General features: G+C 52.6%; 18 protein-coding genes, 2 tRNA genes and 3 other RNA genes. 11 read left to right on the plus strand and 12 right to left on the minus strand.

Features of this window, described 5'->3' with window-relative positions:
- Positions 1-55: 55 nt before the first annotated feature.
- Together oppA and ABLV78_RS14970 are read right to left on the minus strand one after the other, a co-directional pair.
- Positions 56-1,687, minus strand: a complete 1,632-nt coding sequence (gene oppA / locus ABLV78_RS14965; RefSeq protein WP_045397547.1) for an oligopeptide ABC transporter substrate-binding protein OppA — start codon at positions 1,685-1,687, stop codon at positions 56-58.
- Positions 1,688-2,440: 753 nt separating this feature from the next.
- A complete protein-coding gene (locus ABLV78_RS14970; protein WP_045397549.1) occupies positions 2,441-3,088 on the minus strand; it encodes a YchE family NAAT transporter in 648 nt (215 codons plus the stop codon).
- Positions 3,089-3,566: 478 nt separating this feature from the next.
- Between ABLV78_RS14970 and adhE the strand changes: the two genes are divergently transcribed.
- On the plus strand, positions 3,567-6,245 hold the full coding sequence (gene adhE / locus ABLV78_RS14975; RefSeq protein WP_045397551.1) for a bifunctional acetaldehyde-CoA/alcohol dehydrogenase: 2,679 nt from the start codon (positions 3,567-3,569) through the stop codon (positions 6,243-6,245).
- A 184-nt stretch (positions 6,246-6,429) separates the two neighbouring features.
- Here adhE and tdk read toward each other — a convergent pair whose 3' ends face one another.
- Positions 6,430-7,050: a thymidine kinase gene (tdk, locus tag ABLV78_RS14980; protein WP_045397553.1), complete on the minus strand. Its 621-nt coding sequence runs from the start codon at positions 7,048-7,050 to the stop codon at positions 6,430-6,432.
- A 546-nt stretch (positions 7,051-7,596) separates the two neighbouring features.
- On the opposite strand from tdk, the gene hns reads away from it, so the two are divergent.
- Positions 7,597-8,004 carry a histone-like nucleoid-structuring protein H-NS gene (gene hns, locus ABLV78_RS14985; protein ID WP_004103116.1) on the plus strand — a complete coding sequence of 136 codons (408 nt, stop codon included), beginning with the start codon at positions 7,597-7,599 and terminating at the stop codon, positions 8,002-8,004.
- 125 nt (positions 8,005-8,129) lie between these two features.
- On the opposite strand, the gene galU is transcribed toward hns, so the two are convergent.
- The 3 genes from galU to rssA form a co-directional block, all read right to left on the minus strand.
- The gene (galU, locus tag ABLV78_RS14990; RefSeq protein WP_045397556.1) at positions 8,130-9,032 is read right to left on the minus strand and encodes a UTP--glucose-1-phosphate uridylyltransferase GalU; all 903 of its coding nucleotides are present in this window, start codon (positions 9,030-9,032) and stop codon (positions 8,130-8,132) included.
- 198 nt (positions 9,033-9,230) lie between these two features.
- The gene (rssB, locus tag ABLV78_RS14995; protein WP_045397559.1) at positions 9,231-10,244 is read right to left on the minus strand and encodes a two-component system response regulator RssB; all 1,014 of its coding nucleotides are present in this window, start codon (positions 10,242-10,244) and stop codon (positions 9,231-9,233) included.
- A gap of 89 nt (positions 10,245-10,333) precedes the next feature.
- A complete protein-coding gene (rssA, locus tag ABLV78_RS15000; protein WP_045397562.1) occupies positions 10,334-11,233 on the minus strand; it encodes a patatin-like phospholipase RssA in 900 nt (299 codons plus the stop codon).
- 110 nt (positions 11,234-11,343) lie between these two features.
- Here rssA and ABLV78_RS15005 point away from each other — a divergent pair, with 110 nt between their 5' ends.
- From ABLV78_RS15005 to ABLV78_RS15035, 7 genes are all read left to right on the plus strand, one after another.
- Positions 11,344-11,802, plus strand: a complete 459-nt coding sequence (locus tag ABLV78_RS15005; RefSeq protein ID WP_045397568.1) for a YchJ family protein — start codon at positions 11,344-11,346, stop codon at positions 11,800-11,802.
- A 44-nt stretch (positions 11,803-11,846) separates the two neighbouring features.
- A complete protein-coding gene (gene purU / locus ABLV78_RS15010) occupies positions 11,847-12,689 on the plus strand; it encodes a formyltetrahydrofolate deformylase (protein WP_045397565.1) in 843 nt (280 codons plus the stop codon).
- Between the two features lie 159 nt (positions 12,690-12,848).
- Positions 12,849-12,933: transfer RNA gene (locus ABLV78_RS15015), tRNA-Tyr, on the plus strand.
- Positions 12,934-12,976: 43 nt separating this feature from the next.
- Positions 12,977-13,109: non-coding RNA, RtT sRNA (locus ABLV78_RS15020), on the plus strand.
- A gap of 39 nt (positions 13,110-13,148) precedes the next feature.
- Positions 13,149-13,233 (plus strand) — tRNA-Tyr (locus ABLV78_RS15025).
- A 43-nt stretch (positions 13,234-13,276) separates the two neighbouring features.
- Positions 13,277-13,409, plus strand: a non-coding RNA gene (locus ABLV78_RS15030) — RtT sRNA.
- Positions 13,410-13,452: 43 nt separating this feature from the next.
- Positions 13,453-13,585: non-coding RNA, RtT sRNA (locus ABLV78_RS15035), on the plus strand.
- 181 nt (positions 13,586-13,766) lie between these two features.
- On the opposite strand, the gene ABLV78_RS15040 is transcribed toward ABLV78_RS15035, so the two are convergent.
- Complete coding sequence (locus tag ABLV78_RS15040; RefSeq protein ID WP_045393819.1) at positions 13,767-14,210, minus strand: Lrp/AsnC family transcriptional regulator; 444 nt, start codon at positions 14,208-14,210, stop codon at positions 13,767-13,769.
- A gap of 107 nt (positions 14,211-14,317) precedes the next feature.
- On the opposite strand from ABLV78_RS15040, the gene ABLV78_RS15045 reads away from it, so the two are divergent.
- The gene (locus tag ABLV78_RS15045; RefSeq protein ID WP_047046738.1) at positions 14,318-15,214 is read left to right on the plus strand and encodes a DMT family transporter; all 897 of its coding nucleotides are present in this window, start codon (positions 14,318-14,320) and stop codon (positions 15,212-15,214) included.
- Here the strand turns inward: ABLV78_RS15045 and narI are convergent.
- The 5 genes from narI to ABLV78_RS15070 all read right to left on the minus strand — a co-directional run bounded on the left by narI (position 15,211) and on the right by ABLV78_RS15070 (position 23,646).
- Positions 15,211-15,888: a respiratory nitrate reductase subunit gamma gene (narI, locus tag ABLV78_RS15050; RefSeq protein ID WP_015367083.1), complete on the minus strand. Its 678-nt coding sequence runs from the start codon at positions 15,886-15,888 to the stop codon at positions 15,211-15,213. The two genes, ABLV78_RS15045 and narI, sit on opposite strands and share 4 nt — an antisense overlap.
- Entirely contained in the window at positions 15,888-16,598 is a 711-nt protein-coding gene (gene narJ / locus ABLV78_RS15055; protein WP_045393815.1) for a nitrate reductase molybdenum cofactor assembly chaperone, read from the minus strand. The genes narI and narJ overlap by 1 nt, the downstream gene beginning before the upstream one ends.
- A complete protein-coding gene (gene narH, locus ABLV78_RS15060; RefSeq protein WP_045393813.1) occupies positions 16,595-18,130 on the minus strand; it encodes a nitrate reductase subunit beta in 1,536 nt (511 codons plus the stop codon). Before narH ends, narJ begins: the two co-directional genes overlap by 4 nt.
- Positions 18,127-21,870, minus strand: a complete 3,744-nt coding sequence (locus tag ABLV78_RS15065) for a nitrate reductase subunit alpha (protein WP_047046742.1) — start codon at positions 21,868-21,870, stop codon at positions 18,127-18,129. The genes narH and ABLV78_RS15065 overlap by 4 nt, the downstream gene beginning before the upstream one ends.
- A 387-nt stretch (positions 21,871-22,257) precedes the next feature.
- Entirely contained in the window at positions 22,258-23,646 is a 1,389-nt protein-coding gene (locus ABLV78_RS15070; RefSeq protein WP_045393811.1) for a NarK family nitrate/nitrite MFS transporter, read from the minus strand.
- Between the two features lie 311 nt (positions 23,647-23,957).
- Here ABLV78_RS15070 and narX point away from each other — a divergent pair, with 311 nt between their 5' ends.
- Positions 23,958-25,736, plus strand: coding sequence for a nitrate/nitrite two-component system sensor histidine kinase NarX (narX, locus tag ABLV78_RS15075; RefSeq protein WP_045393808.1), 1,779 nt, complete (start codon positions 23,958-23,960; stop codon positions 25,734-25,736).
- Positions 25,737-25,743: the final 7 nt, after the last annotated feature.

Genomic DNA, 25,743 nt, shown 5'->3' on the forward strand with positions numbered 1-25,743 from the left:
AGTGCGATGAATTCAGACACGGTGGGGCAAGCTCAGCCTGCCCCACGTCTTGCCATTAATGTTTGATAATATAAAGGTTCTTCACGTAAATATTATCCAACGGGTCTTTACCGGTATAACCGCCAACCCACGGTTTAACCAGGCGCGCGTTCACATAGTAGTAAACAGGCACAATCGCGGAATCTTTATCCAGCTGTTGTTCCGACTGCGCGTACAGCTCGGCGCGTTTCGCTTCATCGGTGACCTGCAGGGTATCGCCGATGATCTTATCGAATGCCGGGCTCTTATAATGCGCCGTGTTGTTAGAGCTGTCGCTGAGCATGGTGTTCAGGAACGATGTCGGCTCGTTGTAATCAGCGCACCAGCCGGCGCGAGCGACGTCAAAGGTGCCCTGATGACGGCTATCGAGGAAGGTTTTCCACTCCTGATTTTCCAGCTTAACGTTAGCGCCAAGGTTTTTCTTCCAGATGGACGCCACGGCGATAGCCAGTTTTTTATGTAAATCGGAAGTGTTGTAGAGCAGATTAAAGGTCAGCGGTTTATCAGCGGTATAACCGGCTTCCGCCAGCAATTTTTTCGCTTCTTCATTACGCTTGTCCTGAGACCATTTGAACCACTCCGGCTCAACGAGTTTCATGCCGTCGGTGTATGGCGGGGTATAACTGTAAGCCGGCAGATCGCCCTGGTTTTTCACTTTATTGACGATAATATCGCGATCCAGCGCCAGCTTAAGCGCGGTACGGACGCGTACGTCGGTAAATGGCGCTTTCTGGTTATTGATTTCGTAATAATAAGTACACAGATAAGGATCGACGTGAACTTCTTTCGGGATCTCTTTTTTCAGCTTCTGGAACAGTTCAATCGGCATGTTGTTATAGGTCATGTCGATCTCGCCGCTGCGATAGCGGTTCACATCGGTAACTTCAGAAGAAATTGGCAGGTAAGTTACCTGGTTAATAACGGTTTTGGCGTTGTCCCAGTAATTCGTATTACGCTCGAGCACAATACGCTCGTTGACCACCCAGTCTTTTAATTTATAAGCGCCGTTGGTGACAATATTCGCCGGCTGAGTCCATTTCTCACCATATTTTTCAATGGCGGCTTTGGGTACTGGAGAAACGGATGGATGGACGAGGAGTTTATAGAAATAAGGAACCGGTTCGCTCAGCGTGACTTCAAACGTTTTGTCGTCAATCGCTTTGACGCCAAGGTCTGTTGCAGGTTTTTTGCCAGCGATAATCTCATCGACGTTGGCGACATGGCCGTACTGGAGATAGCTGGCGTAAGGAGATGCCGTTTTCGGATCGGCCAGACGCTGCCAGCTATAAACGAAATCTTGCGCGGTAACCGGTGAACCGTCGGACCATTTGGCATCCTTGCGGATATGGAAGGTCCAGACTTTAAAATCCTTGTTATCCCACGATTCGGCAACGCCCGGCACAGGATGGCCGTTAAGATCGCCAATCACTAACCCTTCAAACAGATCGCGGTTAACGTTGGACTCCGGGACGCCTTCAATTTTATGCGGATCCAGAGATTGCACCTCTGCCCCGTTATTACGCACCAGCGTTTGTTTATCCGCCAGTTGCACCCCAGCAGGAACATCTGCTGCCATAGCAACATTTGCGGTGATTAGCGCAGATAAAATTCCCGCCGCTACCAGACTTTTTTTAGTGATGATGGTCATGTGTTGTTACTCCACTCATTATAATTACTGGTTATTTAACCAGCCTGTTATTTTTCCCTTAAAGGGATTCTGTACAGTGCAGGAGTCTTTGCCGCTGTCAGATTCTACTGCTTGCTATCACCGACTTATTTATTACGACCGCTCAAACGGCAGCCTTGACGTCGATTCTTTATCCCCCTGTCCAGAGGGGAATTCCGGCACAATGAGTTATGTAATAATAATTCTCATTTGTGCACATTATTTAGTTAGCGATCAGGCCGGAAAGTACCAAAACGGTTTCATGTCCGCCAATGCAATTTGCAAATATGTTACCGGATTCTCTTTTATTGTTTTTTTAGCCGCACTTAACGTAAGACTTATCATGTTAAAAAAGCAAAAATATTGCTTTTAATCAGCAAGATAGGAACACCCTGTCATTTTGCGTTCCCGCTCTGCGCGCAAAGTTGCTTTTTTGCACAATAATTTAACAATTGTCTAATTTTTAGCACATTAATCTGCTGTCTCGCAGAAATTACTAATATCATTTCAATGATCCGACAGCAAGCGCCAGAGAATGATGTGACGAAAATAACAGTGATGAGGGGAGAAAGACAGTACGGCGAGATAGAATAAAAACGACTAACCATATGATAAATATAAAATTAAATCATAATTGGTAAAAGTTATAGTTTGTCTTTTATATCAGCTGCAGAAATAAGTTTTGCTAATAATCTTTCAAACGCGAGGCCCCACGCCCCGCGCCTGCCAAGTAAGTTACCCTGTCAATCCAGGAAACAGCGCTTTAATCCCGGTGACGATAAACTCAATCCCTAAAGCCATCAGCAACAGACCCATGATACGAGTAATGACGTTAATCCCGGTCTGCCCTAACAATCTGACCAACCACGGCGCCATGCGGAAAATTCCCCAACAACAGGCGGCAAACAGCGCAATGGCGATTGAAAAACCGATCAGGTGGGCAATGGAGTGATAGCGAGTCCCCCAAACGATCGTGGAGCTTATCGCCCCCGGCCCCGCCATTAAAGGTAACGCTAACGGTACGACCCCGATACTTTCCCGAATAGCCGTCTCCGACTTCTCCTGTTTGTTTTGTTTATCTTCACCGAGTTTGCCGCTAATCATCGACATGGCGATAGTCACCACCAGGATCCCACCCGCAATACGGAAAGAATCAATAGAGATGCCGAAAATTTGCAAGATGCCATCGCCAAGGAAGAGCGAGGTAAGGAGAATGATAGCCACCGACAGATTAGCCGTCAGATTCGTCTTATTCCGCACCAGCGCCGTCTGGTAGCTGGTCATGCTAATGAAAACCGGGATGATGCCGACCGGGTTGACCAGCGCGAAAAGGCCGATAAAAAATTTAAAATAAACAGCGAAATCAAACAACGGTAGGGTCACAGTGAACTCCGCAGCACCATTAAAAAAGGCTGTTGACAGTGTCAGTACAAATTAATTTGGCAGAAGATACCCTTTTCATAGCCACAATTCATCTCAAATATGCAGCCGCGGCTGTTTGCTTTTATTTGTTATATATTTGTTTAGCGGATGGGCTTTATTCATTAAATATGCATACATTATCACTCCCCATCATCTAACTGGTCAATTATTGCCCTGCTGAAAGGTATCAGCATCGCCAAATATTGATCTAAATCACGTAATTCATACTCAGAAGTGAGTAATCTTGGCTACATCAAGAGAGTGAAAGGCCGAAGTACCTGAGTGCGTAGTGAGACAAAGCTTTTTTAGTAAATCAGTGTGTTCAAAGCGTTAGAAATCTTTACGTTAACATTTACATGCAAGCTGTTAACAGCCTGTCTATAATGTCGAATCGAGCTACTGTTTTACTAAAAAAGTTTAACATTATCAGGAGAGCATTATGGCTGTTACTAATGTCGCTGAACTTAACGCACTTGTAGAGCGCGTAAAAAAAGCCCAGCGTGAATATGCCAGTTTCACTCAAGAACAAGTTGATAAGATCTTCCGTGCCGCCGCTCTGGCCGCTGCAGATGCTCGAATCCCTCTCGCAAAAATGGCCGTTGCCGAATCCGGCATGGGTATTATTGAAGATAAAGTGATCAAAAACCACTTCGCCTCCGAATATATCTACAACGCCTATAAAGATGAAAAAACCTGTGGCGTCCTGTCTGAAGACGACACTTTCGGTACCATCACCATTGCTGAACCAATCGGTATTATTTGCGGTATCGTTCCGACTACCAACCCGACCTCAACGGCTATCTTCAAATCGCTGATCAGCCTGAAGACGCGTAACGCCATTATCTTCTCCCCGCACCCGCGTGCTAAAGACGCTACCAACAAAGCGGCTGACATCGTATTGCAGGCGGCGATTGCTGCCGGTGCGCCGAAAGATCTGATTGGTTGGATCGACCAACCTTCAGTAGAACTGTCTAATGCGCTGATGCACCACCCTGACATCAACCTGATCCTCGCCACCGGTGGCCCAGGTATGGTTAAAGCTGCTTACAGTTCTGGTAAACCAGCTATCGGCGTTGGTGCAGGTAACACGCCGGTTGTTATCGATGAAACTGCCGATATTAAACGCGCAGTAGCGTCCGTACTGATGTCAAAAACCTTCGATAACGGCGTTATCTGTGCTTCTGAACAGTCTGTTGTTGTTGTCGACTCGGTCTACGATGCCGTTCGCGAACGTTTTGCCAGCCACGGCGGCTACCTGCTGCAGGGCAAAGAATTGAAAGCCGTTCAGGACATCATCCTGAAAAATGGCGCGCTGAATGCGGCGATCGTTGGTCAACCGGCGGCAAAAATCGCTGAACTGGCAGGCTTCACCGTGCCGGCCACCACTAAGATTCTGATCGGCGAAGTTACCGACGTTGACGAAAGCGAACCGTTCGCTCACGAAAAACTGTCCCCGACTCTGGCAATGTACCGGGCGAAAGATTTCGAAGACGCGGTCGATAAAGCAGAAAAACTGGTCGCCATGGGCGGTATCGGTCACACCTCTTGCCTGTACACCGACCAGGACAACCAGCCGGCTCGCGTGGCCTACTTCGGCCAGATGATGAAAACCGCGCGTATCCTGATCAACACCCCGGCTTCTCAGGGTGGTATCGGCGACCTGTATAACTTCAAACTCGCACCTTCCCTGACTCTGGGTTGTGGTTCCTGGGGTGGTAACTCCATCTCTGAAAACGTTGGTCCGAAACACCTGATCAACAAGAAAACCGTTGCTAAGCGAGCTGAAAACATGTTGTGGCATAAACTTCCGAAATCTATCTACTTCCGTCGTGGCTCTCTGCCAATCGCACTGGATGAAGTGATTACTGATGGTCACAAACGCGCGCTGATTGTGACTGACCGCTTCCTGTTCAACAACGGTTATGCAGACCAGATCACTTCCGTACTGAAAGCGGCTGGCGTAGAAACCGAAGTGTTCTTTGAAGTTGAAGCTGACCCAACTCTGACCATCGTGCGTAAAGGCGCGGACCTGGCCAACTCCTTCAAACCAGACGTAATCATTGCGCTGGGCGGCGGTTCCCCGATGGATGCAGCCAAAATCATGTGGGTTATGTATGAGCATCCGGAAACCCACTTCGAAGAACTGGCGCTGCGCTTTATGGATATCCGTAAACGTATCTACAAGTTCCCGAAAATGGGCGTTAAAGCGAAGATGGTTGCCATCACCACGACTTCCGGTACCGGCTCTGAAGTGACTCCGTTCGCCGTGGTAACCGACGATGCAACTGGACAGAAATATCCGCTGGCCGATTACGCGCTGACTCCGGATATGGCGATTGTCGATGCCAACCTGGTCATGGATATGCCGAAGTCCCTGTGCGCCTTCGGTGGTCTGGACGCCGTGACTCATGCCCTGGAAGCTTACGTCTCCGTACTGGCTTCCGAGTTCTCCGATGGTCAGGCTCTGCAAGCGCTGAAACTGCTGAAAGAGTATCTGCCGGCCTCTTACCACGAAGGTTCTAAGAACCCGGTAGCCCGCGAACGTGTGCACAGTGCCGCCACTATCGCCGGTATCGCGTTTGCTAACGCCTTCCTGGGCGTGTGCCACTCTATGGCGCACAAACTGGGCTCACAGTTCCACATTCCTCACGGTCTGGCGAACGCCCTGCTGATCTGCAACGTTATCCGCTATAACGCGAATGACAACCCGACCAAGCAGACCGCATTCAGTCAGTATGACCGTCCGCAGGCACGCCGTCGTTACGCCGAGATCGCGGACCACCTGGGTCTGAGCGCTCCGGGCGACCGCACTGCTGCGAAAATCGAGAAACTGCTGGCATGGCTGGAAAGCCTCAAAGCGGAGCTGGGAATTCCGAAATCTATCCGTGAAGCCGGTGTTCAGGAAGCTGATTTCCTGGCTCATGTTGATAAGCTGTCTGAAGACGCCTTCGATGACCAGTGCACCGGCGCTAACCCGCGCTACCCGCTGATCGCCGAGCTGAAACAGATTCTGCTGGACACCTACTACGGTCGTGACTTTGTCGAAGGCGAAGCAGCGGCTGTGAAAAAAGAAGCGGCTCCAGTCAAAGCTGAGAAAAAAGCGAAAAAATCCGCTTAATTCACGGCATTGATATGAACGAAGCCCCATCTATTGATGGGGCTTTTTTTATATTCGTACTTTATTAGTGTTCACATACAGAAGTACAAGAAGCAATACACTGGGTAATATCTGAATACAGGAACCGATTCCATAAAAGACAACAGGCGCCATACAGGCGCCTGAAGATAATGAAATTAAAGAATTATTCGCAGTGGCGCAGCTTACTTTGCACCTGGGTTAACGAACCGATATTCAACGCCTCTTTATAATGCTTACGGCATACGGAAACGTAGCGCTCATTACCGCCAATCACCACCTGCTCGCCCTCATTGTACGGTCGCCCCTCCTGGTCAAGACGCAAAACCATGCTTGCCTTTCGCCCACAGAAGCAAATAGTTTTTAATTCAACCAGCTTATCCGACCATGCCAACAAATACTGGCTACCGCTAAATAACTCACCGCGAAAGTCCGTACGCAAGCCGTAGCACAATACAGGGATATCGAGCTCATCCACCACTTCTGAGAGCTCGTGGACCTGTTCACGGGTCAGGAACTGGCTTTCGTCCACCAGCACGCAATGAATAGGCTGGCGGGCATGCTCTGACGCTATATCGGCATATAACGACGTCTGAGGATTATACAGCCGCGCCGGAGAAGACAGCCCGATTCGCGAGCTCACTTTGCCAGAACCAAAGCGGTCGTCAATTTCAGCGGTATAAACGACGGTACGCATCCCTCGTTCCTGGTAATTGTACGAAGACTGCAACAGTGCGGTAGACTTACCGGCATTCATTGCAGAATAGTAAAAATAAAGTTGTGCCATCGGCTGCGTAACCCCAATCAATGTGTTTTACTGCGCAATTGTATCATATATTACCGAGCCGACCGTGCTTTCACAGGGGGTATTGCCGACTTAACGATAATGCTTTACAAAAAATGAAACGGACGGTGAATGAATAGCTTCAGGCAAGACCGTTGCCGCGCCAGCAGATACAAATCATTGTCGTTTTGTGCTTAAACCTCCATTCTCCGGACAACTATAATGGGTTTTGGCCGCCAATTTATATTAAGCATCACCGTAACTAATGCGCTAAAACTGAAGAGTGATATTTATCCACGTAAAGTATAAATTTACTCTCGAAACGCAGGAAAACCATCCTGACTCATGGTTTTAGCGCCTGTGCGTATGCTTAAGCTATAAGCGAGAAGATGTGAAGTCGCGCGAAAATTTAACTTAAATTATTTAATCAACCAGACAAATAACAAGTAATTTTGAATTCCTTACATTCTCCCCTATTGCACATCTGATTTTATCGCTCTATTATTACTTCAACAAACCACCCCACAATATAAGTTTGAGATTACTACAATGAGCGAAGCACTTAAAATTTTGAACAACATCCGTACTCTTCGTGCGCAGGCAAGAGAATGCACCCTTGAAACGCTTGAAGAGATGCTGGAAAAATTAGAAGTTGTCGTTAACGAACGTCGCGAAGAAGAAAGCGCCGCTGCTGCAGAAATTGAAGAGCGCACTCGTAAACTGCAACAGTACCGCGAAATGCTGATCGCTGACGGTATTGATCCGAATGAACTGCTGAGCACCATGGCGGCAGTTAAAGCTGGCACCAAAACTAAACGTGCTGCACGTCCGGCTAAATACAGCTACGTTGATGAAAACGGCGAAACTAAAACCTGGACTGGCCAGGGTCGTACTCCGGCAGTCATCAAGAAAGCAATGGACGAGCAAGGTAAAACACTGGACGATTTCCTGCTCTAATTAGCTTTATGCTTGATATAAAAATCCCGCTTCGGCGGGATTTTTTTTATCGCTACACGCTTAAAGTAACAGGCATAAAAAAACCGGATCATCATCAGACGATCCGGTTGTTCTGCTGGCGAATATTACTTCGCGACAGCCTGCTCAAGCCAGGCTTTAAAGTCTTCGCCCAGAGTTTTATGGCGAACGCCATATTCTACGAAGGCCTGCATATAACCGAGCTTATTACCGCAGTCATGGCTTTTGCCTTTCATGTGGTAGGCTTCAACGGTTTCTTTCTCGATCAGCATATCAATAGCATCAGTCAGCTGAATTTCATCGCCAGCTCCCGGAGGGGTTTTCGCCAGCAGCGGCCAAATATCGGCGCTCAGCACATAACGACCGACTACCGCCAGATTAGACGGCGCGACGTCTGCCTTCGGTTTCTCAACAACGCCAACCATCGGCACGCTTTCGCCAGGCTGCAGGCTTTCGCCTTTGCAGTCAACAACACCATAGGCCGTAACGTCATCAACCGGCTCAACCATGATCTGGCTGGCGCCCGTTTCGTCAAAGCGAGCAATCATTTCCGCCAGGTTATCGCGGGTCAGATCGGATTCATATTCGTCCAGAATCACGTCCGGCAGAATAACCGCAACCGGTTCGTCGCCGACAACCGGATGCGCGCACAGCACCGCGTGGCCCAGACCTTTAGCCAGCCCCTGACGTACCTGCATGATGGTCACGTGCGGCGGACAAATAGACTGAACTTCTTCCAGAAGCTGACGTTTTACACGTTTTTCCAGCATCGCTTCGAGTTCGAAGCTGGTATCGAAATGGTTTTCAATAGAGTTTTTCGAAGAGTGTGTCACCAGAACAATTTCAGTAATCCCTGCGGCGATACATTCGTTAACAACATATTGGATTAATGGTTTATCTACCAGTGGCAGCATTTCTTTCGGAATAGCCTTGGTGGCGGGTAGCATCCTGGTGCCTAATCCCGCTACCGGGATAACAGCTTTTCTTACTTTAGAATTAAGGGCAGCCATTGAAATCTCCTGGACTGTTCGTTTTTTGAACTTAATCGTCAATAAATAACGCATCGAGTATATCAGTCTGATCAGATAAACCTGGTCTGAAAAGGTTTGGATACCCTCGAATTAGGACTTTTACGCATAAAACGCAGTGATAGTACCACCGGAAATGTAGGCCCGGTAATCCCACCTACTAAAAATAGATAGAATTGTTCAATCTGCAGACAACATCAGGCGTAAACGTCCCCCGGCTCCCCAAATTTGACACTGCCATGATGTGCAGCGCTGGCTAATTTGGTTGAGGTATGCGTTGCCCAACGTTCCTAACGGAACGCCGTTACTAATTTGAATTTTATGCTCTCCGGTATTCAGCGTGCCGTTAAGGCCAGCAGAAACCAGAATCAAATTTTTTAATCCGCTGTGATAATAACCAACCAACAATGGGAATTGGCCTGGTAAATTGGCCTGGCGGAGTAATTGGTTAACTTGTTTTAACAATGCGCCCATTTCCGGCAGTCGCTGCCCCTGATGAGCAAGCTGTTCTTGCAACAAACCATTAAACAAAGCGCGTAATAATAATGCGGCCAGAACGCCATTATCACCGGCACGGGTAACATCCAGGCAATAAAACGCCAGATCGTTTTCTGATAACGGCGCAATATCCAGCACCAGCCCCGGTTTATCCGCAGAGATAAGCTGACGGTAATGAATGCGACAATGAGATATCTCCTGCTGTACCGGCGGCTGAAGCTCCTGCAATAACCTTGACGCGGCCAGAGGATCGCTAACTAACGCATCCCAGTCTTCAAATAATCGCTCTTCCTCTTCTACTCGAGAACTAAACATTGTCGGGTAGAGACATGCATACACCGTTTCACGCAGGCGATTAAAATCTTTTACCGGCTTCAGTAAGACATCCTGCACGCCAAGACGCAGCGCTTTGGCAATGTCCGCCATGTTTTCGGTCGCGGAAATCATCAAAATAGGAAGTTGTTCACCCTGGTTGCGAACCTGTTCAACCAGCTCCAGGCCGTTCATTCTCGGCATCGAGATATCACAAATCATCAGATCCGGTTTCGAAATCGCGATTTGCTGCAGCGCCTCAATGCCGTCTTCCGCCTGGCGGATGGTCGCCCCCAGTGAAGTGAGCCAGCTATCCAGAAGAGAGCGGAAAACGGGTTCGTCTTCAACTATCAGAATCTGTTTTCCCGCCAATGGCTGCGTCATGTTCTCTCCCCTGGCTGACGATAATTAAATAGTGGCACGCTATTCACGCTATCGCCTGTCAGAATTTACTTAAGTGTTGGACAAGTGCGCTACGCGGAAGTGCGCACCAAGGGTAATAATTCATCCATTTTTTTCTCAACGGCCAGCTGTCCTGCGGCCATCGCTTCGCCAGCACGATGAAAATCGAGAGTGGAGATTTGCGGACAAAACGGCTGTAGCAGGATATCTGGCGGATCGCCTGCCATACGATTACGTTTCAGGCGATTTTCCAGCACCTGAATCGAGGTGGACATAATCTCCATCGCCGTGGGGGTTATTGTCGCACGACGAGAGCTCATTCTCCCCAACCGGGATCGCAGGCGGGAATGCCAACTTAGCTCTTCTATCGGCTCCGGACGCGGCGATTCGATTGATAATAGGTCCTGCTGCATAAGATGGGCGTCATGCTGGAGGTCAACGGCAATCACAATATCCGCCCCCAAGGCTCGCGTTAGCGAGACCGGGACCGGATTGACCACCGCACCATCTACCAGCCAGTAGCCGTTATGCATCACCGGCGACATCAGGCCCGGCATACTACAAGAAGCGCGGACCGCCATGTGCAGGTCACCTTCCGTAAACCATAATTCACGCCCGGTGCTCAGGTTTGTCGCCACGGCGGCAAAACGACGTTCGCACTCTTCGATTTGCGCAACAGGCATAATTTGCCGGTATTGATTGAACACCCGCTCGCCGCGTAACAAACCGCCGCGCCGCCAGGAGAGATCCATCAATCGCAGCACATCCCAGTTGCTAAAGGAGCTAACCCACTTTTCCAACGCAGGGAGACGATTGCAGGCGTAAGCCGCACCGACTAAGGCACCAATAGAACATCCCGCCACTACATCGACATCAATTCCCGCCCGATGCAGCGCTTTTATCACGCCGATATGCGACCAACCGCGCGCGGCGCCAGCCCCTAGCGCTAAACCAATCTTCAACTTTCTCATTAGTACTGATACATATCCTTCCACTCCGAGCATGACATCAGCGCCATCGCTCAGTTAACATAATGCAGGTTGGCGCTCAGGCGCCGTCATTCTTTTCCATGGAGGCGATTTTGTCGCAATTATGCCCCTGTGGCAGCGCTCTCGAGTATAGCTCATGTTGCCAGCGATATCTGGACGGCGGTCAGCTAGCGCCGAGCCCGTCACAGCTGATGCGTTCCCGCTATAGCGCATTCGTGATGAAAGATGTCGATTATTTAATCAAAACCTGGCATCCGACCTGTGAAGCGTCACGTTTTCGCACCGATATTGAAAAAGGCTTTGCCAATACGCAATGGCTCGGCTTAACCGTTTTCGCCACCGATAACGGACGTAATCCCGACGAAGGCTTCGTCAGTTTTATCGCACGTTTTACTGAAGATAACCGCCCCGGCGCGATTATTGAACGTTCCAGATTCTTAAAAGAAAACGGACAGTGGTACTATATTGACGGCACTCGGCCATTAATTGGTCGTAATGACCCCTGCCCTTGCGGTTCAGGTAAAAAATTTAAAAAATGCTGCGGCCAGTAAGGCCCGGCATCAGCAATTGCAAACACAACAGGATTTCCCCCGCGATGCATTCATTACAACGTAAAGTACTACGCACCATTTGCCCTGATCAGAAAGGCCTCATCGCGCGTATCACGAATATCTGCTACAAGCACGAGTTAAACATCGTGCAGAACAATGAGTTTGTCGACCACCGTACCGGTCGCTTCTTCATGCGTACCGAGCTCGAAGGTATTTTTAACGACGCCACACTGCTGGCCGACCTCGATAGCGCGCTGCCGGAAGGTTCAATTCGCGAACTCAACCCGGCCGGCCGTCGCCGGGTGGTGATTCTGGTCACCAAAGAAGCGCACTGTCTCGGCGATCTACTGATGAAAGCCAACTACGGTGGGCTGGATGTCGACATCGCCGCGGTAATCGGCAACCATGAAACGCTGCGCACGCTGGTGGAACGTTTCGGTATTCCTTTTGAGCTGGTGAGCCATGAAGGACTGAGCCGTGAAGAGCACGACCAGCGAATGGGCGATGCGATAGCCGCCCACGATCCGGACTACGTGGTACTGGCAAAGTACATGCGCGTACTTACTCCGGCGTTTGTCGCTCGTTTCCCGAACAAAATCATTAATATTCACCACTCGTTCCTGCCGGCGTTTATCGGTGCGCGTCCTTATCATCAGGCCTATGAGCGCGGAGTGAAGATCATCGGCGCCACCGCCCACTACGTGAATGATAATCTGGATGAAGGCCCAATCATCATGCAGGACGTGATTCACGTCGATCATACCTATACCGCCGAAGATATGATGCGCGCGGGGCGCGACGTTGAAAAAAACGTCTTAAGCCGAGCGCTTTATCAAGTGCTGGCGCAGCGCGTCTTTGTTTACGGTAACCGGACGATTATTCTTTAATCGACAGCGAAATGAATTGGTTAGCTTTACGGCGTTACGCGTAAAAATCAGGCAACCAGTTTAATTTTGTCAAAGGAATGCTTTACAGGGGCGCGTCATTTGGTATGATGCGCCCCGCTTCCCGAGAAGGGAGCAGGCCAGTACAAAGCATTACCCCGTGGTGGGGTTCCCGAGCGGCCAAAGGGAGCAGACTGTAAATCTGCCGTCATCGACTTCGAAGGTTCGAATCCTTCCCCCACCACCATTATTCACTACAGTGATATGGTTTCCCCGACAAGCGTAAACGATGTTTGCACTTAGCGGGAAGGGTAAGAACCTTCGACTAAGGTTCGACTCGAGCGCCAGCGAGAGAACGTTGCCATAGGCAACGGCCCAAAGGGCGAGGAGCGATAGCGACAAGTTATCCTTTCCCCACCACCATTCATTTTGCTGAATAGCCTACAATTTGATTTTACCCCTGGTGGGGTTCCCGAGCGGCCAAAGGGAGCAGACTGTAAATCTGCCGTCATCGACTTCGAAGGTTCGAATCCTTCCCCCACCACCATCTCCCCAAGTCATACCCAGCTTAATTTACCTGCGATATTCTATATTCTGCCCAATGGGGAAGGATGAGAAGCTTCGACTAAGGTTCGACTCGAGCGTCAGCGAGAGAACGTTGCCGCAGGCAACGGCCCGAAGGGCGAGGCGCTTTAGCGCCGAGTAATCCTTCCCCCACCACCATCTCCCCAAGTCATACCCAGCTTAATCTACCTGCGATATTCTATATTCTGCCCAATGGGGAAGGATGAGAAGCTTCGACTAAGGTTCGACTCGAGCGTCAGCGAGAGCACGTTGCCGCAGGCAACGGCCCGAAGGGCGAGGCGCTTTAGCGCCGAGTAATCCTTCCCCCACCACCATCTCCCTTCAGCCACCGGTTCTGCTATCTCCTCGCTCGCGCTTCGCTTAGCGAGGCTACATACTCTTACACTCTCTCAGCCACCTGTTCTGCTATCCCCTCGCTCGCGCTTCGCTTAGCGAGGCTACAGGTGGTGACGTCTGGTAGCCCGGACAGGTGCGCAGCACCGCCTCCGGGAAAACTCACAGCGGGGGCAAGCGCCTTTTTACCGGCGAGCTTTTCACCACCGACGTATTGCATTGCGCATATTCTGCCAGACCATCCAATATCGTATCCAGCTGCGCAATATCGCGCACCACGAGACGCATAACAAAACAATCCTCTCCGGTGACCTTGTCGCTTTCAATACACTCCGGTATAGCCTGAATATATTTATCCACTTTTTGCAGCAATCCCGGTAGCGGCCTCACCCGTACTAATGCCTGCAGGCTATATCCCAATGCCGCCAGATTAACCCGTGCGCTATAACCCTGAATCACTCCTTTTTCCTCAAGGCGTTTTACCCGCTCGGCGGTACTCGGGGAGGTCAATCCCACCTGCGCACTCAATACCTTAAGCGAAACTCTGGCATCTTGCGTCAGGCAGGCCAGAATCGCCCGGTCTATTTCATCAATAATGTATTCCATTTATTTCACCTAATTAATAAAGGTATTTATCTGTTTTTACCTTAATTCAGATATATCAAGCTGTCAGGCTTTTCACGACAATAATGGAAAACTTCTGGAGGTGAAATATGCAGCTTTCTCGTGGAGTCTGGCAAATGAGTCTGGCGATGATAATTTCCGGCTCGATTGGCGCGTTCGTGCTGCTCTCAGGGTTGCCGGTAATCGACGTGGTTTTCTGGCGCTGTCTTATCGGCGCAGTCACATTATTGCTGTTTATTTTGTTAAGCCGACAGCCCTTCAGCCGCCTGACGCGTCTCACCCTGGCGCTGGCAATCCTTGGCGGCGTCGCGCTGGTCATTAACTGGCTGCTGCTTTTTGCCGCCTACTCACGCGTTTCTATTGGGATGGCCACCGTGGTCTACAATACCCAGCCTTTTATGCTGGTATTACTGAGCATGATGCTGGGTGAAAAGGTAAGCGCGGTAAAATGGGCATGGTTACTCCTGGCCTTTACCGGCGTGGTGATTCTGCTGTCGAGCGAGCTGACTCCCGCCCACAGCGATAATCTCGTCACCGGTATTATCCTGGCATTAGGCGCGGCATTTTTTTATGCCCTGACCGCTATTATTGCCCGCAAACTGCAGCCGCTCCCGGCGCAGCATATCGCTTTTATTCAGGTTATCGTCGGCACGGTAATGCTTTTGCCGCTGGTTCATGCTCCTGAGTTTAACAGCCACTTCCCCTGGCGCTATCTGCTGATCCTCGGCGTTGTCCATACCGGGATTATGTACCAGCTTTTATATAGTGCGATTCAAAAGCTACCGACGCCGGTCACCGGTTCGCTGTCGTTTATCTATCCGCTGGTGGCTATTCTGGTGGACTATCTGGTTTTCCATCATGCGCTGGCGCCGCTGCAGTTGGCAGGAGGGGTGCTGATTTTGCTTGCCGCTGCGGGCAACAACCTTGGTTGGGGCGAAAAAAAACCCCGCCATGGCGGGGTGAGTCAGCCGTCGCGGATGAACTAGCGACGTGCGCGTACAATCTGGTATTTGCGCGTCAGGTATTCGACCGGCGCGCTCCAGATATGAACCAGACGTGAGAACGGGAACAACAGGAACAGCGTCATCCCCAGCACCAGGTGCACGCGGAAGACAAACGCCACGCCATCAAGATGCTGCGAAGCGCCGCCGTGGAAGGTCACCACCGACTGCGCCCAGCCGACCAGTTTCATCATTTCGCTACCGTCCATATGCTGGGCGGAGAATGGAATGGTCAGCAGTCCCAGCGCGCATTGCACCATCAGTAACGAGAGGATCAGAATATCCGCTGTCGTGGTGGTAGCGCGAACGCGTGGGCTCAGCAGACGGCGCTTAAGCAGCAGTAAACCGCCCACCAACGTCATCACGCCGCACGCGCCGCCGGCGAACATCGCCATTTTCTGCTTCACGTCGATCGGCAGGAAGGATTCATACATCCAGTGCGGAGTCAGCATGCCGAGGAAATGGCCGGCGAAAATACCCAGGATCCCGATATGGAACAGGTTTGACGCCAGGTTCATCCCTTTACGATCCAGCATCTGACTGGAGGCGGCGCGCCAGGTGTACTGACCGTAGTCGTAGCGCAGCCAGCTGCCAATAAGGAACACCGAACCCGCAATGTACGGATAAATGTCAAAGAAGAACATATTCAGGAAGTGCATTAGTGCTGTCCTCCGTTAGAGATATTCAAATATTGCGGGGCCACGGCTCCGGCAAAACGACGCTGGTGAGCGGAAATCTCCGACTCGCCGCAGCCCTGGTCGGCAAAGAATTTGACCTGCTCTTCTTCCCAGACGGCATCCAGCGCCTGCGGCGTATCGTCGCGGGCCTCGTCGGCGATCTTCTCCGCCACTTTCTGGCTATCGACCTGAGTATTGGCCAGCTTCAACAGCAGCTCGAACAGCACCGCATAGCGGCTTTCGCGCTGTTGCAGACGCGCGCTGAGCAGGCCGAGGATCGGCGCAACGTCCCGCAGGCCGCCAAGCGCTTCCTCTTCCGGCAACTGCGCCAGATACTCCAGATACAGCGGTAGGTGATCCGGCAGCTCATGGCTATCAAGCAGTAGACCATGGCGCTCGTACTGCGCCATCAGGTCGACCATCGCCTGCCCGCGATCGCGGGATTCGCCGTGAACATGTTCAAATAGCAGCAGCGAGGTGGCGCGGCCGCGGTCGAACAGCTCGCTGTACGCCGACTGGGCGTCCAGCGGATCCTGAGCCACCAAATCGCGCAGGAAAACGCCCAGCGCATGGGCATCTTCTTTGGCGAGTTTTTCCGATGACGCGAGAGCCTCGAACATCTCCTGCTGATGCTGCCACAAGGCAGCGTCAGGGTATTCGAGCAGACGCGACACAATCACGAGTTCAATCATGAGTGCGGCTCCGTTTTGCTGGTAACGTCAATGGCGTCGATGCGACGGCTGTTGAACAGGTTGAATTCGCTGTCAGAACCGTGACAACCATCGCCGAAGGTAAAGCCGCAACCGCTCTTCTCCGGGAAGGCATCGCGGGCCTGTTCGCGATGGCTGCTCGGTACCACGAAACGATCTTCGTAGTTGGCGATGGCCAGATAGCGATACATTTCCTGCGCCTGCGCTTCGCTCAGCCCCACCTCTTCCAGCGCGCGGGTATCGACGACGCCGTCGACGGTTTCCGCTCGTTTGAAGTGGCGCATCGCCAGCATACGTTTCAGCGCCAGCAGTACCGGCTGGGTATCGCCCGCGGTTAGCAGATTCGCCAGATACTGGACCGGAATTCGCAGGCTTTCTACGTCAGGCAGGATCCCGTTACTACCCAGTTCACCCGCATCGGCGGCGGACTGAATCGGCGACAGAGGCGGCACGTACCAGACCATTGGCAGGGTACGATATTCCGGGTGCAGCGGCAGCGCCAGCTTCCAGTCCATCGCCATTTTGTATACCGGAGACTGCTGCGCGGCTTCAATTACGCCCTGCGGTACGCCATCTTTTAGCGCCTGCTCAATCACTTTTGGATCGTTTGGATCGAGGAAGACGTCCAGCTGGCGCTGATACAGATCTTTCTCGTTCTCGGTGCTGGCGGCGTTTTCAATTGCGTCCGCGTCATACAGCAGTACGCCAAGGTAGCGGATACGGCCCACACAGGTTTCGGAACACACCGTCGGCATCCCGGATTCAATACGCGGGTAGCAGAAGATGCATTTCTCGGATTTCCCGCTCTTCCAGTTGAAGTAGATTTTCTTGTACGGGCAGCCGGTGATACACATCCGCCAGCCGCGGCACTTATCCTGGTCGATCAGGACGATACCGTCCTCTTCACGCTTATAGATGGCGCCGCTCGGGCAGGTCGCGACGCACGCCGGGTTCAGGCAGTGCTCGCACAAGCGCGGCAGATACATCATGAAGGTGTTTTCGAACTGGCCGTACATCGCCTTCTGCATGTTTTCGAAGTTCTGGTCTTTGGCGCGTTTTTCAAACTCGCCGCCGAGGATCTCTTCCCAGTTCGGGCCGCTGGTAATTTTGTCCATCCGCTGGCCGGTAATCAGCGAGCGCGGACGGGCGATCGGCTGATGTTTACTTTCCGGCGCGTTATGCAGATTCTGGTAGTCATAATCAAACGGCTCGTAGTAATCATCGATCCCCGGCAGATGCGGGTTGGCGAAGATTTTACCCAGCAGCATCGCGCGGTTGCCCATGCGCGGCTGCAGCTTACCGTTGATTTTGCGGATCCAGCCGCCTTTCCATTTTTCCTGGTTTTCCCAGTCGTTGGGGAAACCGACGCCTGGCTTACTTTCTACGTTGTTGAACCAGGCGTACTCCATCCCTTCACGACTGGTCCAGACGTTTTTGCAGGTTACGGAGCAGGTGTGGCAGCCGATGCATTTATCGAGATTCAGCACCATGCCGACTTGTGAACGAATTTTCATTTTACGCTCTCCTGTACCTGGTCATTACCTTCGCCGTCTAACCAGTTAATGTTCTTCATCTTACGTACCACAACAAACTCATCGCGGTTGGAACCGACGGTGCCATAGTAGTTAAAGCCGTATGCCAGGTGGCCGTAGCCGCCGATCATATGGGTCGGTTTTGGCGTAATACGGGTGACCGAGTTGTGGATCCCGCCGCGCTGACCGGTAACTTCAGAGCCTGGCAGGTTCACGATACGTTCCTGCGCGTGATACATCATGGTCATTCCGGCCGGTACGCGCTGGCTCACTACCGCACGCGCCGTCAGGGCGCCGTTGGCGTTAAATACTTCGATCCAGTCGTTATCTTCGATACCGAGATCTTTCGCATCCGCTTCGCTCATCCAGACGATCGGCCCGCCGCGCGACAGGGTCAGCATCAGCAGGTTATCGCTGTAAGTGGAGTGAATCCCCCACTTCTGGTGCGGCGTCAGGAAGTTCAAGGCCTTCTCTGGATTGCCGTTGGACTTCTCGCCCATCACCGCTTTCACCGAACGGGTGTCGATCGGCGGACGATAGACCAGCAGGCTTTCGCCAAAGTCGCGCATCCACTGGTGATCCTGATACAGCGACTGACGGCCGGACAGCGTACGCCAAGGGATGAGCTCGTGAACGTTGGTATAGCCAGCGTTATAGGAGACATGTTCGTCTTCCAGGCCAGACCAGGTCGGGCTGGAGATGATCTTACGCGGCTGCGCCTGAATATCGCGGAAGCGGATCTTCTCGTCTTCTTTATTCAGCGCCAGGTGCGCATGCTCGCGACCGGTAAATTCGCTCAGCGCTTTCCACGCCTTCACGGCCACCTGACCGTTGGTTTCCGGCGCCAGAGTGAGGATCATTTCAGCGGCGTCGATAGCGGTCTCCAGCTTCGGCTGGCCTTTCGCCGGGCCTTCCGCCTTGGTGTAGTTGAGCTTACGCAGCAGATCCATCTCGCTCTGGGTATTCCAGGCGATCCCTTTACCGCCGTTGCCGATGGTTTCCAGCAGCGGGCCGATAGAGGTGAAGCGCTCGTAGGTCGCCGGATAATCGCGCTCGACCGGAATAATATGCGGCGCGGTTTTCCCTGGAATCAGGTCACATTCGCCTTTTTTCCAGTCTTTAACGTCAAACGGCTGCGCCATTTCCGCGGCGGAATCGTGCTGAATCGGCAGCGTCACGACGTCGGTTTCTTTTCCGAGGTGACCCACGCACACTTCAGAGAATTTCTTAGCGATACCTTTATAGATATCCCAGTCGCTCTTCGATTCCCAGGCCGGGTCAACGGCGGCCGACAGCGGGTGAATAAACGGATGCATATCCGAAGTATTCATGTCGTCTTTTTCGTACCAGGTTGCGGTCGGCAGTACGATGTCGGAATAGAGACAGGTGCTCGACAGACGGAAGTCGAGCGTGACGACCAGATCCAGTTTGCCGTCGAGGCCGTTATCCCGCCACTCGACTTCTTCCGGCTTCACGCCGCCCTGCTTGCCAAGGTCTTTGCCCTGAATGCCATTCTCGGTACCCAGCAGGTACTTGAGCATGTATTCATGACCTTTACCGGAGGAACCCAGCAGGTTGGAACGCCAAATAAACAGGTTACGCGGATGGTTTTTACCGTTCTCCGGCTGTTCGGCCGCAAAGCGAATAGACCCCTCTTTCAGCGATTTCACGGTGTAATCGACCGGCGTCATGCCGGCTTTCTTCGCTTCGTCAGCAATACGCAGCGGGTTCACGCCCAGCTGTGGCGCCGACGGCAGCCAGCCCATACGCTCAGCGCGCACGTTGAAGTCGATCAGATGTCCGCTGTAGCGGGATTTATCCGCCATCGGCGACAGCAGTTCCTGCGCGGTGACCGTTTCATAGCGCCACTGGCTGGAGTGGTTATAGAAGTACGATGTACTGTTCATGTGGCGTGCCGGACGCTGCCAGTCAAGGGCGAACGCCAGCGGCTGCCAGCCGGTCTGCGGACGCAGTTTTTCCTGACCAACGTAGTGCGCCCAACCGCCGCCGCTCTGGCCAACGCAGCCGCAGAAGATCAGCATGTTGATCAGTCCGCGGTAGTTCATGTCCAGATGGAACCAGTGGTTCAGGCCCGCGCCGACGATAATCATCGAACGGCCGTGGGTCTTATCGGCGTTATCGGCAAATTCGCGGGCGGTACGGATGATGTGCGCGCGGGATACGCCGGTAATTTTTTCAGCCCAGGCCGGAGTGTACGCTTTGACGTCATCGTAGCTGGTCGCGCAGTTTTCATCGTTCAGCCCACGTTCCAGGCCATAGTTAGCCATGGTCAGGTCATAAACGGTGGTCACCAACGCGGTGGAGCCGTCGGCCATCTGCAGGCGTTTCACCGGCAGTTTGTGCAACAGAATGTTTTCGAGGTCGACTTTGTTGAAATGCTCGGAACCTTCACCGCCAAAGTATGGGAAGCCGACGTTGGCGATATCGTCGTGGCTGCCAAGCAGGCTCAGACGCAGTTCAATCTCTTCGCCGGTTTTACCATCGCGCTGCTCGAGGTTCCACTTGCCTTTGTCGCCCCAGCGGAAGCCCAGAGAACCGTTAGGTACGGTCATTTCGCCCTTCTCGTCAAAGGCGACGGTTTTCCATTCCGGATTCTGCTCCTGGCCCAGGGAGTCAACCAGGTCGGCAGCGCGCAGCATACGGCCAGCGGCATAGTAGCCATCGCGCTCTTCGAGCATAACCAGCATCGGCATGTCGGTGTAGCGGCGTACGTAATCGGTGAAGTACTGGCTCGGTTTATCGAGGTGGAACTCACGCAGCATAACGTGGCCCATCGCCAGCGCCATCGCGGCATCGGTACCCTGCTTCGGCGCCAGCCACAGATCGCACAGCTTGGCGATTTCGGCATAGTCCGGAGTAATTGCCACGGTTTTAGTCCCTTTATAGCGAACTTCGGTAAAGAAGTGCGCGTCCGGGGTACGGGTCTGCGGGACGTTGGAGCCCCAGGCGATGATATAGCTGGAGTTATACCAGTCAGCGGATTCCGGCACGTCGGTCTGTTCGCCCCAGGTCATCGGCGAGGCCGGCGGCAGGTCACAGTACCAGTCGTAGAAGCTCAGGCAGGTACCGCCAATCAGCGACAGGTAACGGGCGCCGGACGCGTAGGAAACCATCGACATCGCCGGGATTGGCGAGAACCCTGCCACGCGGTCTGGACCATAAGTTTTGACGGTATAAACGTTTGAAGCGGCAATCAGTTCGTTCACTTCTTTCCATGAAGAACGAACAAAACCGCCGCGGCCGCGGGCCTGTTTAAAGCTTTTCGCTTTATCGGCATCTTCAATAATAGAAGCCCATGCCTCAACCGGATCGCTATGCTGAACTTTCGCTTCACGCCACATTTTCATCAGACGTTTACGCATCAGCGGATATTTCAGGCGGTTAGCGCTGTACAGATACCAGGAGTAGCTGGCGCCGCGCGGACAGCCGCGTGGCTCATGGTTCGGCAGATCGGGGCGGGTGCGCGGGTAATCGGTCTGCTGGGTTTCCCAGGTGACCAGACCATTTTTGACATAAATTTTCCAGCTGCATGAGCCGGTGCAGTTCACACCGTGAGTGGAACGCACGATTTTGTCATGCTGCCAACGCTGGCGGTATCCATCCTCCCAATCCCGGTTGGTTTTAAGAAGCTGGCCGTGCCCATCGGCAAAGGTTTCACCCTTCTGTTTGAAGTAGCGAAACCGGTCCAGAAATTTACTCATCGGGTTTCTCCTGATATGGAGCCTGACGGCTCTCTGATAAATCGACATTGCTGGATTTGCAGCGAAAATAGCGCCATGCCGAAGGAGGAGAATTGATGACGATCAATGCGAAATACCTTATAAATCCGCCCTCAAACTACAATTACCACCAAAGTAGTAACAATATTCATTGATTATCACTTTGTTTTATAAGGATTATTTTAAATATGACAGAATGTTAACCGGGATTTATGCCACGCTTAGGTATTAAGTGGTAGATGGCTTACCAGATGTTATCTCCCTGAATTTAACCACCTTGCACAGATCAAAAGTATGTTGTAACTAATAGCCACTCATAAAAAAGGCGCACCCTGTGGCGCGCCCTGTCACTTACCGTTAAGAAAAGACTTATTTCTGTTTACGGCCGTATACCGCCCAGGTGATCACCACGCAGGCAATATAGAACACGAGGAAGACTTTCATTGCTCCGGCCGGCGATCCGGTCAGATCCAGCGAAATACCGAACGCTTTCGGAATAAAGAAACCACCGATCGCGCCAATCGCCGAAATAAAGCCCAGCGCCGCGGCGGTATCCGTCGCCGCTTCACGCATCGCCTGCGCTTCACTGCCGCCCTGCGCTTTGACGCGATCCATCGTAAGCTTACGGAAGATAACGGAAATCATCTGGAAGGTGGAGGCGCTGCCCAATCCCGCGGTCAGGAACAGCACCATAAATACCGCGAAGAAGGCGATGAAGTTGCCGCCCTGACCATTGGTCGGCAGAGTCAGGAACAGTAACGCGCAGAAAATAGCCATCACCACGAAGTTGACCAGCGTCACGCGGGTCCCGCCGAGTCGGTCGGAAATCGCGCCGCCCATTGAGCGCGCCAGCGCGCCAATAAACGGACCGAAGAAGGCATAGTGCAGGATCTGCACGTCCGGGAACTGGGTTTTTGACAGCATCGCAAACCCGGCGGAGAAACCGATGAAAGAGCCGAAGGTTGCGAGATACAGCAGCGCCATGATCCACAGATGCAGGCGTTTAAGTACCGGTAACTGTTCGCTCAGCGACGCTTTTGAGGCCGACAGGTCGTTCATAAAGAACCACGCGGCCAGGGTAAAGATAATCAGGAAAGGCACCCAGATCCACGCGGCGTTTTCCAGATACAGCATCGAGCCATCCGGCTGCTCGCTACCGCTACCGCCGAACACGGCAAAGATAGAGAGCGAGACCACCAGCGGCGCAACCAGCTGCATTACGCTAACGCCCATGTTACCCAGACCGCCGTTAACCCCTAGCGCCCCGCCCTGTTTCTCTTTCGGGAAGAAGAAGCTGATGTTCGCCATGCTGGATGCAAAGTTAGCGCCGGCAAAGCCGCACAGCAGAGAGATAATCACGAACACGCTAAACGGCGTGGAGGTATCCTGTACCGCGAAGCCCAGCCATACGCACGGAATAATCATGATACCGGTACTGAACGCCGTCCAGCGGCGGCCGCCGAACAGCGGAACCATAAAGGCATAAGGTACGCGTAATAATGCGCCGGAAAGCGCCGGGAGGGCGGTCAGCATAAACAGCTGATCGGTAGTAAACTGAAAGCCAACTTTATTAAGGTTCACGGCGACGGCGCTGAACAACATCCAGACGCAGAACGCCAGTAAAAGGCAGGGAACGGAGATCCACAAATTACGGCTCGCCACACGATGGCCGCGCTGTTGCCAAAACTCAGGATCTTCAGGACGCCAGTCGGTGATGACTGAGCTGTTAGCCTTCTCCGGGATTGAAGAGTGACTCATAGATACCTCTGATTATTCATATTTCCTGATGCTACCTTAGGGGTTGCTCAAGGCTGTAAGTTGATATAAATCAAAGGAAAAGCGCGGGCCATTTTGTACAAAAATAAATCATGCTCCGAAGTGAGTAGATAATTGTGAGAGAAAAAGTGTGGTTTTTCACGCGACTGCCGGGTTTCTGGTTATCCCTCCCACCACGGCGCCTACCACCGACAATTAAGGAGTAATACCTTAGGGGTATGGGTATACTCCAGGGGATAGCCGAGAATAAGCGCCACTCCCGGAGAGATGACCCATCAGGAGCCACCCATTCCATGTTAAAACGTCTTTTTACGCCGCTGACGTTGGTTAATCAGCTTGCGTTAATCGTACTGCTCGCCACCATCATCGGCGTGGCCGGCATGGCGATATCCGCCCGCCTGGTGCATGGGGTGCAGGGCAGCGCCCACGCCATTAACAAGGCCGGCTCGCTGCGTATGCAGAGCTATCGCCTGCTGGCGGCTATTCCGCTGACGGACAACGATCAAAAGTTGTTTAACGATATGACTGCAACCGTATTTAGCCCGGAGTTGCAATACTCCGCGCGTCGTGACGGCCAGGAAGTACAGCTGAAAGCGCTGCAGCAATATTGGCAGTTGTCGCTGGGACCGGGCATGAAACAGGCGGTCAGGCAAAGCGACGTGGCGCAAGATGTCGCCGATTTTGTCGACCGTATTGACCGGTTGGTTACCGCTTTCGACCACACGACAGAACAGCGTATCGAGCGCGTGGTCTGGATCCATCGCATTCTCGCCATCGGCATGGCGGTGCTGCTGATCTTTACCATCATCTGGCTGCGTGCGCGTCTGCTACGGCCATGGAAACAGTTACTGGGTATGGCGCGGGCGGTCAGCCAGCGCGATTTTACCCAGCGCGCGCACATTAGCGGGCGTAACGAAATGGCGACGCTCGGTATGGCGTTGAATAATATGTCGGAAGAGCTGGCGGAAAGCTACGCCGTGCTTGAACGGCGAGTACAGGAAAAGACCGCCGGCCTCGAGCAGAAAAACGAGATTCTGGCCTTTTTATGGCAGGCCAACCGTCGGCTACACTCCAGCGCCCCGCTGTGCGAGCGCATTTCACCGGTGTTGAATGGCCTGCAGGGGCTGACGCTGCTGCGTGATATTGAAGTGCGGGTATATGATCTCGAGGATGAAGACAATCATCAGGAATTTGCCTGCCACTCCGATATCGAATGCGATGATAAAGGCTGTTATCTGTGTCCGCGCGATCTTCCCCCGCTGCCGGATGGCGGTACGACGCTGAAATGGCGGCTATCGGACGCGCATAACCAGTATGGCATCCTGCTGGCCACGCTGCCGGTTGGCCGCCATCTGAGCCACGATCAACAGCAACTGGTGGATACGCTGGTGGAACAGCTGACCAGCACGCTCGCGCTGGACCGCCATCAGGAGAAGCAGCAGCAGCTTATTGTGATGGAAGAGCGCGCCACCATTGCCCGCGAGCTGCATGACTCCATCGCCCAGTCGCTTTCGTGCATGAAGATGCAGGTCAGCTGTCTGCAGATGCAGGGCGACAGCCTGCCGGATGAAAGCCGCCTGCTGCTGGGGCAAATACGCAACGAACTGAATACTTCGTGGGCGCAGTTGAGGGAGTTATTAACCACCTTCCGTCTGCAGCTTACCGAAGCAGGACTGCGTCCGGCGCTGGAGGCCAGCTGTCAGGAGTACAGCGCCCATTTTGGTTTCACGGTGCAACTCGATTACCAGTTGCCGCCGCGATTTGTCCCGTCGCATCAGGCGATTCACCTGTTGCAGATCGCCCGCGAGGCGTTAAGCAATGCGTTGAAGCACGCCAACGCGACGGAAGTCACCGTGACCGTGTCACAACGCGATAATCAGGTACGTTTAGTCGTTGCCGATAACGGCCGCGGCGTACCGGAAAACGCGGAGCGAAGTAACCATTACGGTTTAATTATTATGCGGGATCGCGCGCAAAGCTTGCGCGGCGACTGTCAGGTCCGCCGCCGGGAGACCGGCGGTACCGAAGTCGTGGTGACATTTATCCCGGAAAAAGCCTTCTCAATCCAATAAGGAGACC

This window comes from Klebsiella sp. CN_Kp075 (genome assembly GCF_040065055.2).
Classification (GTDB): Bacteria; Pseudomonadota; Gammaproteobacteria; order Enterobacterales; family Enterobacteriaceae; genus Klebsiella; species Klebsiella aerogenes.

What these genes read in the sequence shown, in the direction of transcription:
- oppA (WP_045397547.1), bottom strand. Translation starts at nt 1,687, where the DNA reads ATGACCATCATCACTAAAAAAAGTCTGGTAGCGGCGGGAATTTTATCT.
- adhE (WP_045397551.1), top strand. Translation starts at nt 3,567, where the DNA reads ATGGCTGTTACTAATGTCGCTGAACTTAACGCACTTGTAGAGCGCGTA.
- tdk (WP_045397553.1), bottom strand. Translation starts at nt 7,050, where the DNA reads ATGGCACAACTTTATTTTTACTATTCTGCAATGAATGCCGGTAAGTCT.
- hns (WP_004103116.1), top strand. Translation starts at nt 7,597, where the DNA reads ATGAGCGAAGCACTTAAAATTTTGAACAACATCCGTACTCTTCGTGCG.
- galU (WP_045397556.1), bottom strand. Translation starts at nt 9,032, where the DNA reads ATGGCTGCCCTTAATTCTAAAGTAAGAAAAGCTGTTATCCCGGTAGCG.
- rssB (WP_045397559.1), bottom strand. Translation starts at nt 10,244, where the DNA reads ATGACGCAGCCATTGGCGGGAAAACAGATTCTGATAGTTGAAGACGAA.
- rssA (WP_045397562.1), bottom strand. Translation starts at nt 11,233, where the DNA reads ATGAGAAAGTTGAAGATTGGTTTAGCGCTAGGGGCTGGCGCCGCGCGC.
- purU (WP_045397565.1), top strand. Translation starts at nt 11,847, where the DNA reads ATGCATTCATTACAACGTAAAGTACTACGCACCATTTGCCCTGATCAG.
- ABLV78_RS15040 (WP_045393819.1), bottom strand. Translation starts at nt 14,210, where the DNA reads ATGGAATACATTATTGATGAAATAGACCGGGCGATTCTGGCCTGCCTG.
- ABLV78_RS15045 (WP_047046738.1), top strand. Translation starts at nt 14,318, where the DNA reads ATGCAGCTTTCTCGTGGAGTCTGGCAAATGAGTCTGGCGATGATAATT.
- narI (WP_015367083.1), bottom strand. Translation starts at nt 15,888, where the DNA reads ATGCACTTCCTGAATATGTTCTTCTTTGACATTTATCCGTACATTGCG.
- narJ (WP_045393815.1), bottom strand. Translation starts at nt 16,598, where the DNA reads ATGATTGAACTCGTGATTGTGTCGCGTCTGCTCGAATACCCTGACGCT.
- narH (WP_045393813.1), bottom strand. Translation starts at nt 18,130, where the DNA reads ATGAAAATTCGTTCACAAGTCGGCATGGTGCTGAATCTCGATAAATGC.
- ABLV78_RS15065 (WP_047046742.1), bottom strand. Translation starts at nt 21,870, where the DNA reads ATGAGTAAATTTCTGGACCGGTTTCGCTACTTCAAACAGAAGGGTGAA.
- ABLV78_RS15070 (WP_045393811.1), bottom strand. Translation starts at nt 23,646, where the DNA reads ATGAGTCACTCTTCAATCCCGGAGAAGGCTAACAGCTCAGTCATCACC.
- narX (WP_045393808.1), top strand. Translation starts at nt 23,958, where the DNA reads ATGTTAAAACGTCTTTTTACGCCGCTGACGTTGGTTAATCAGCTTGCG.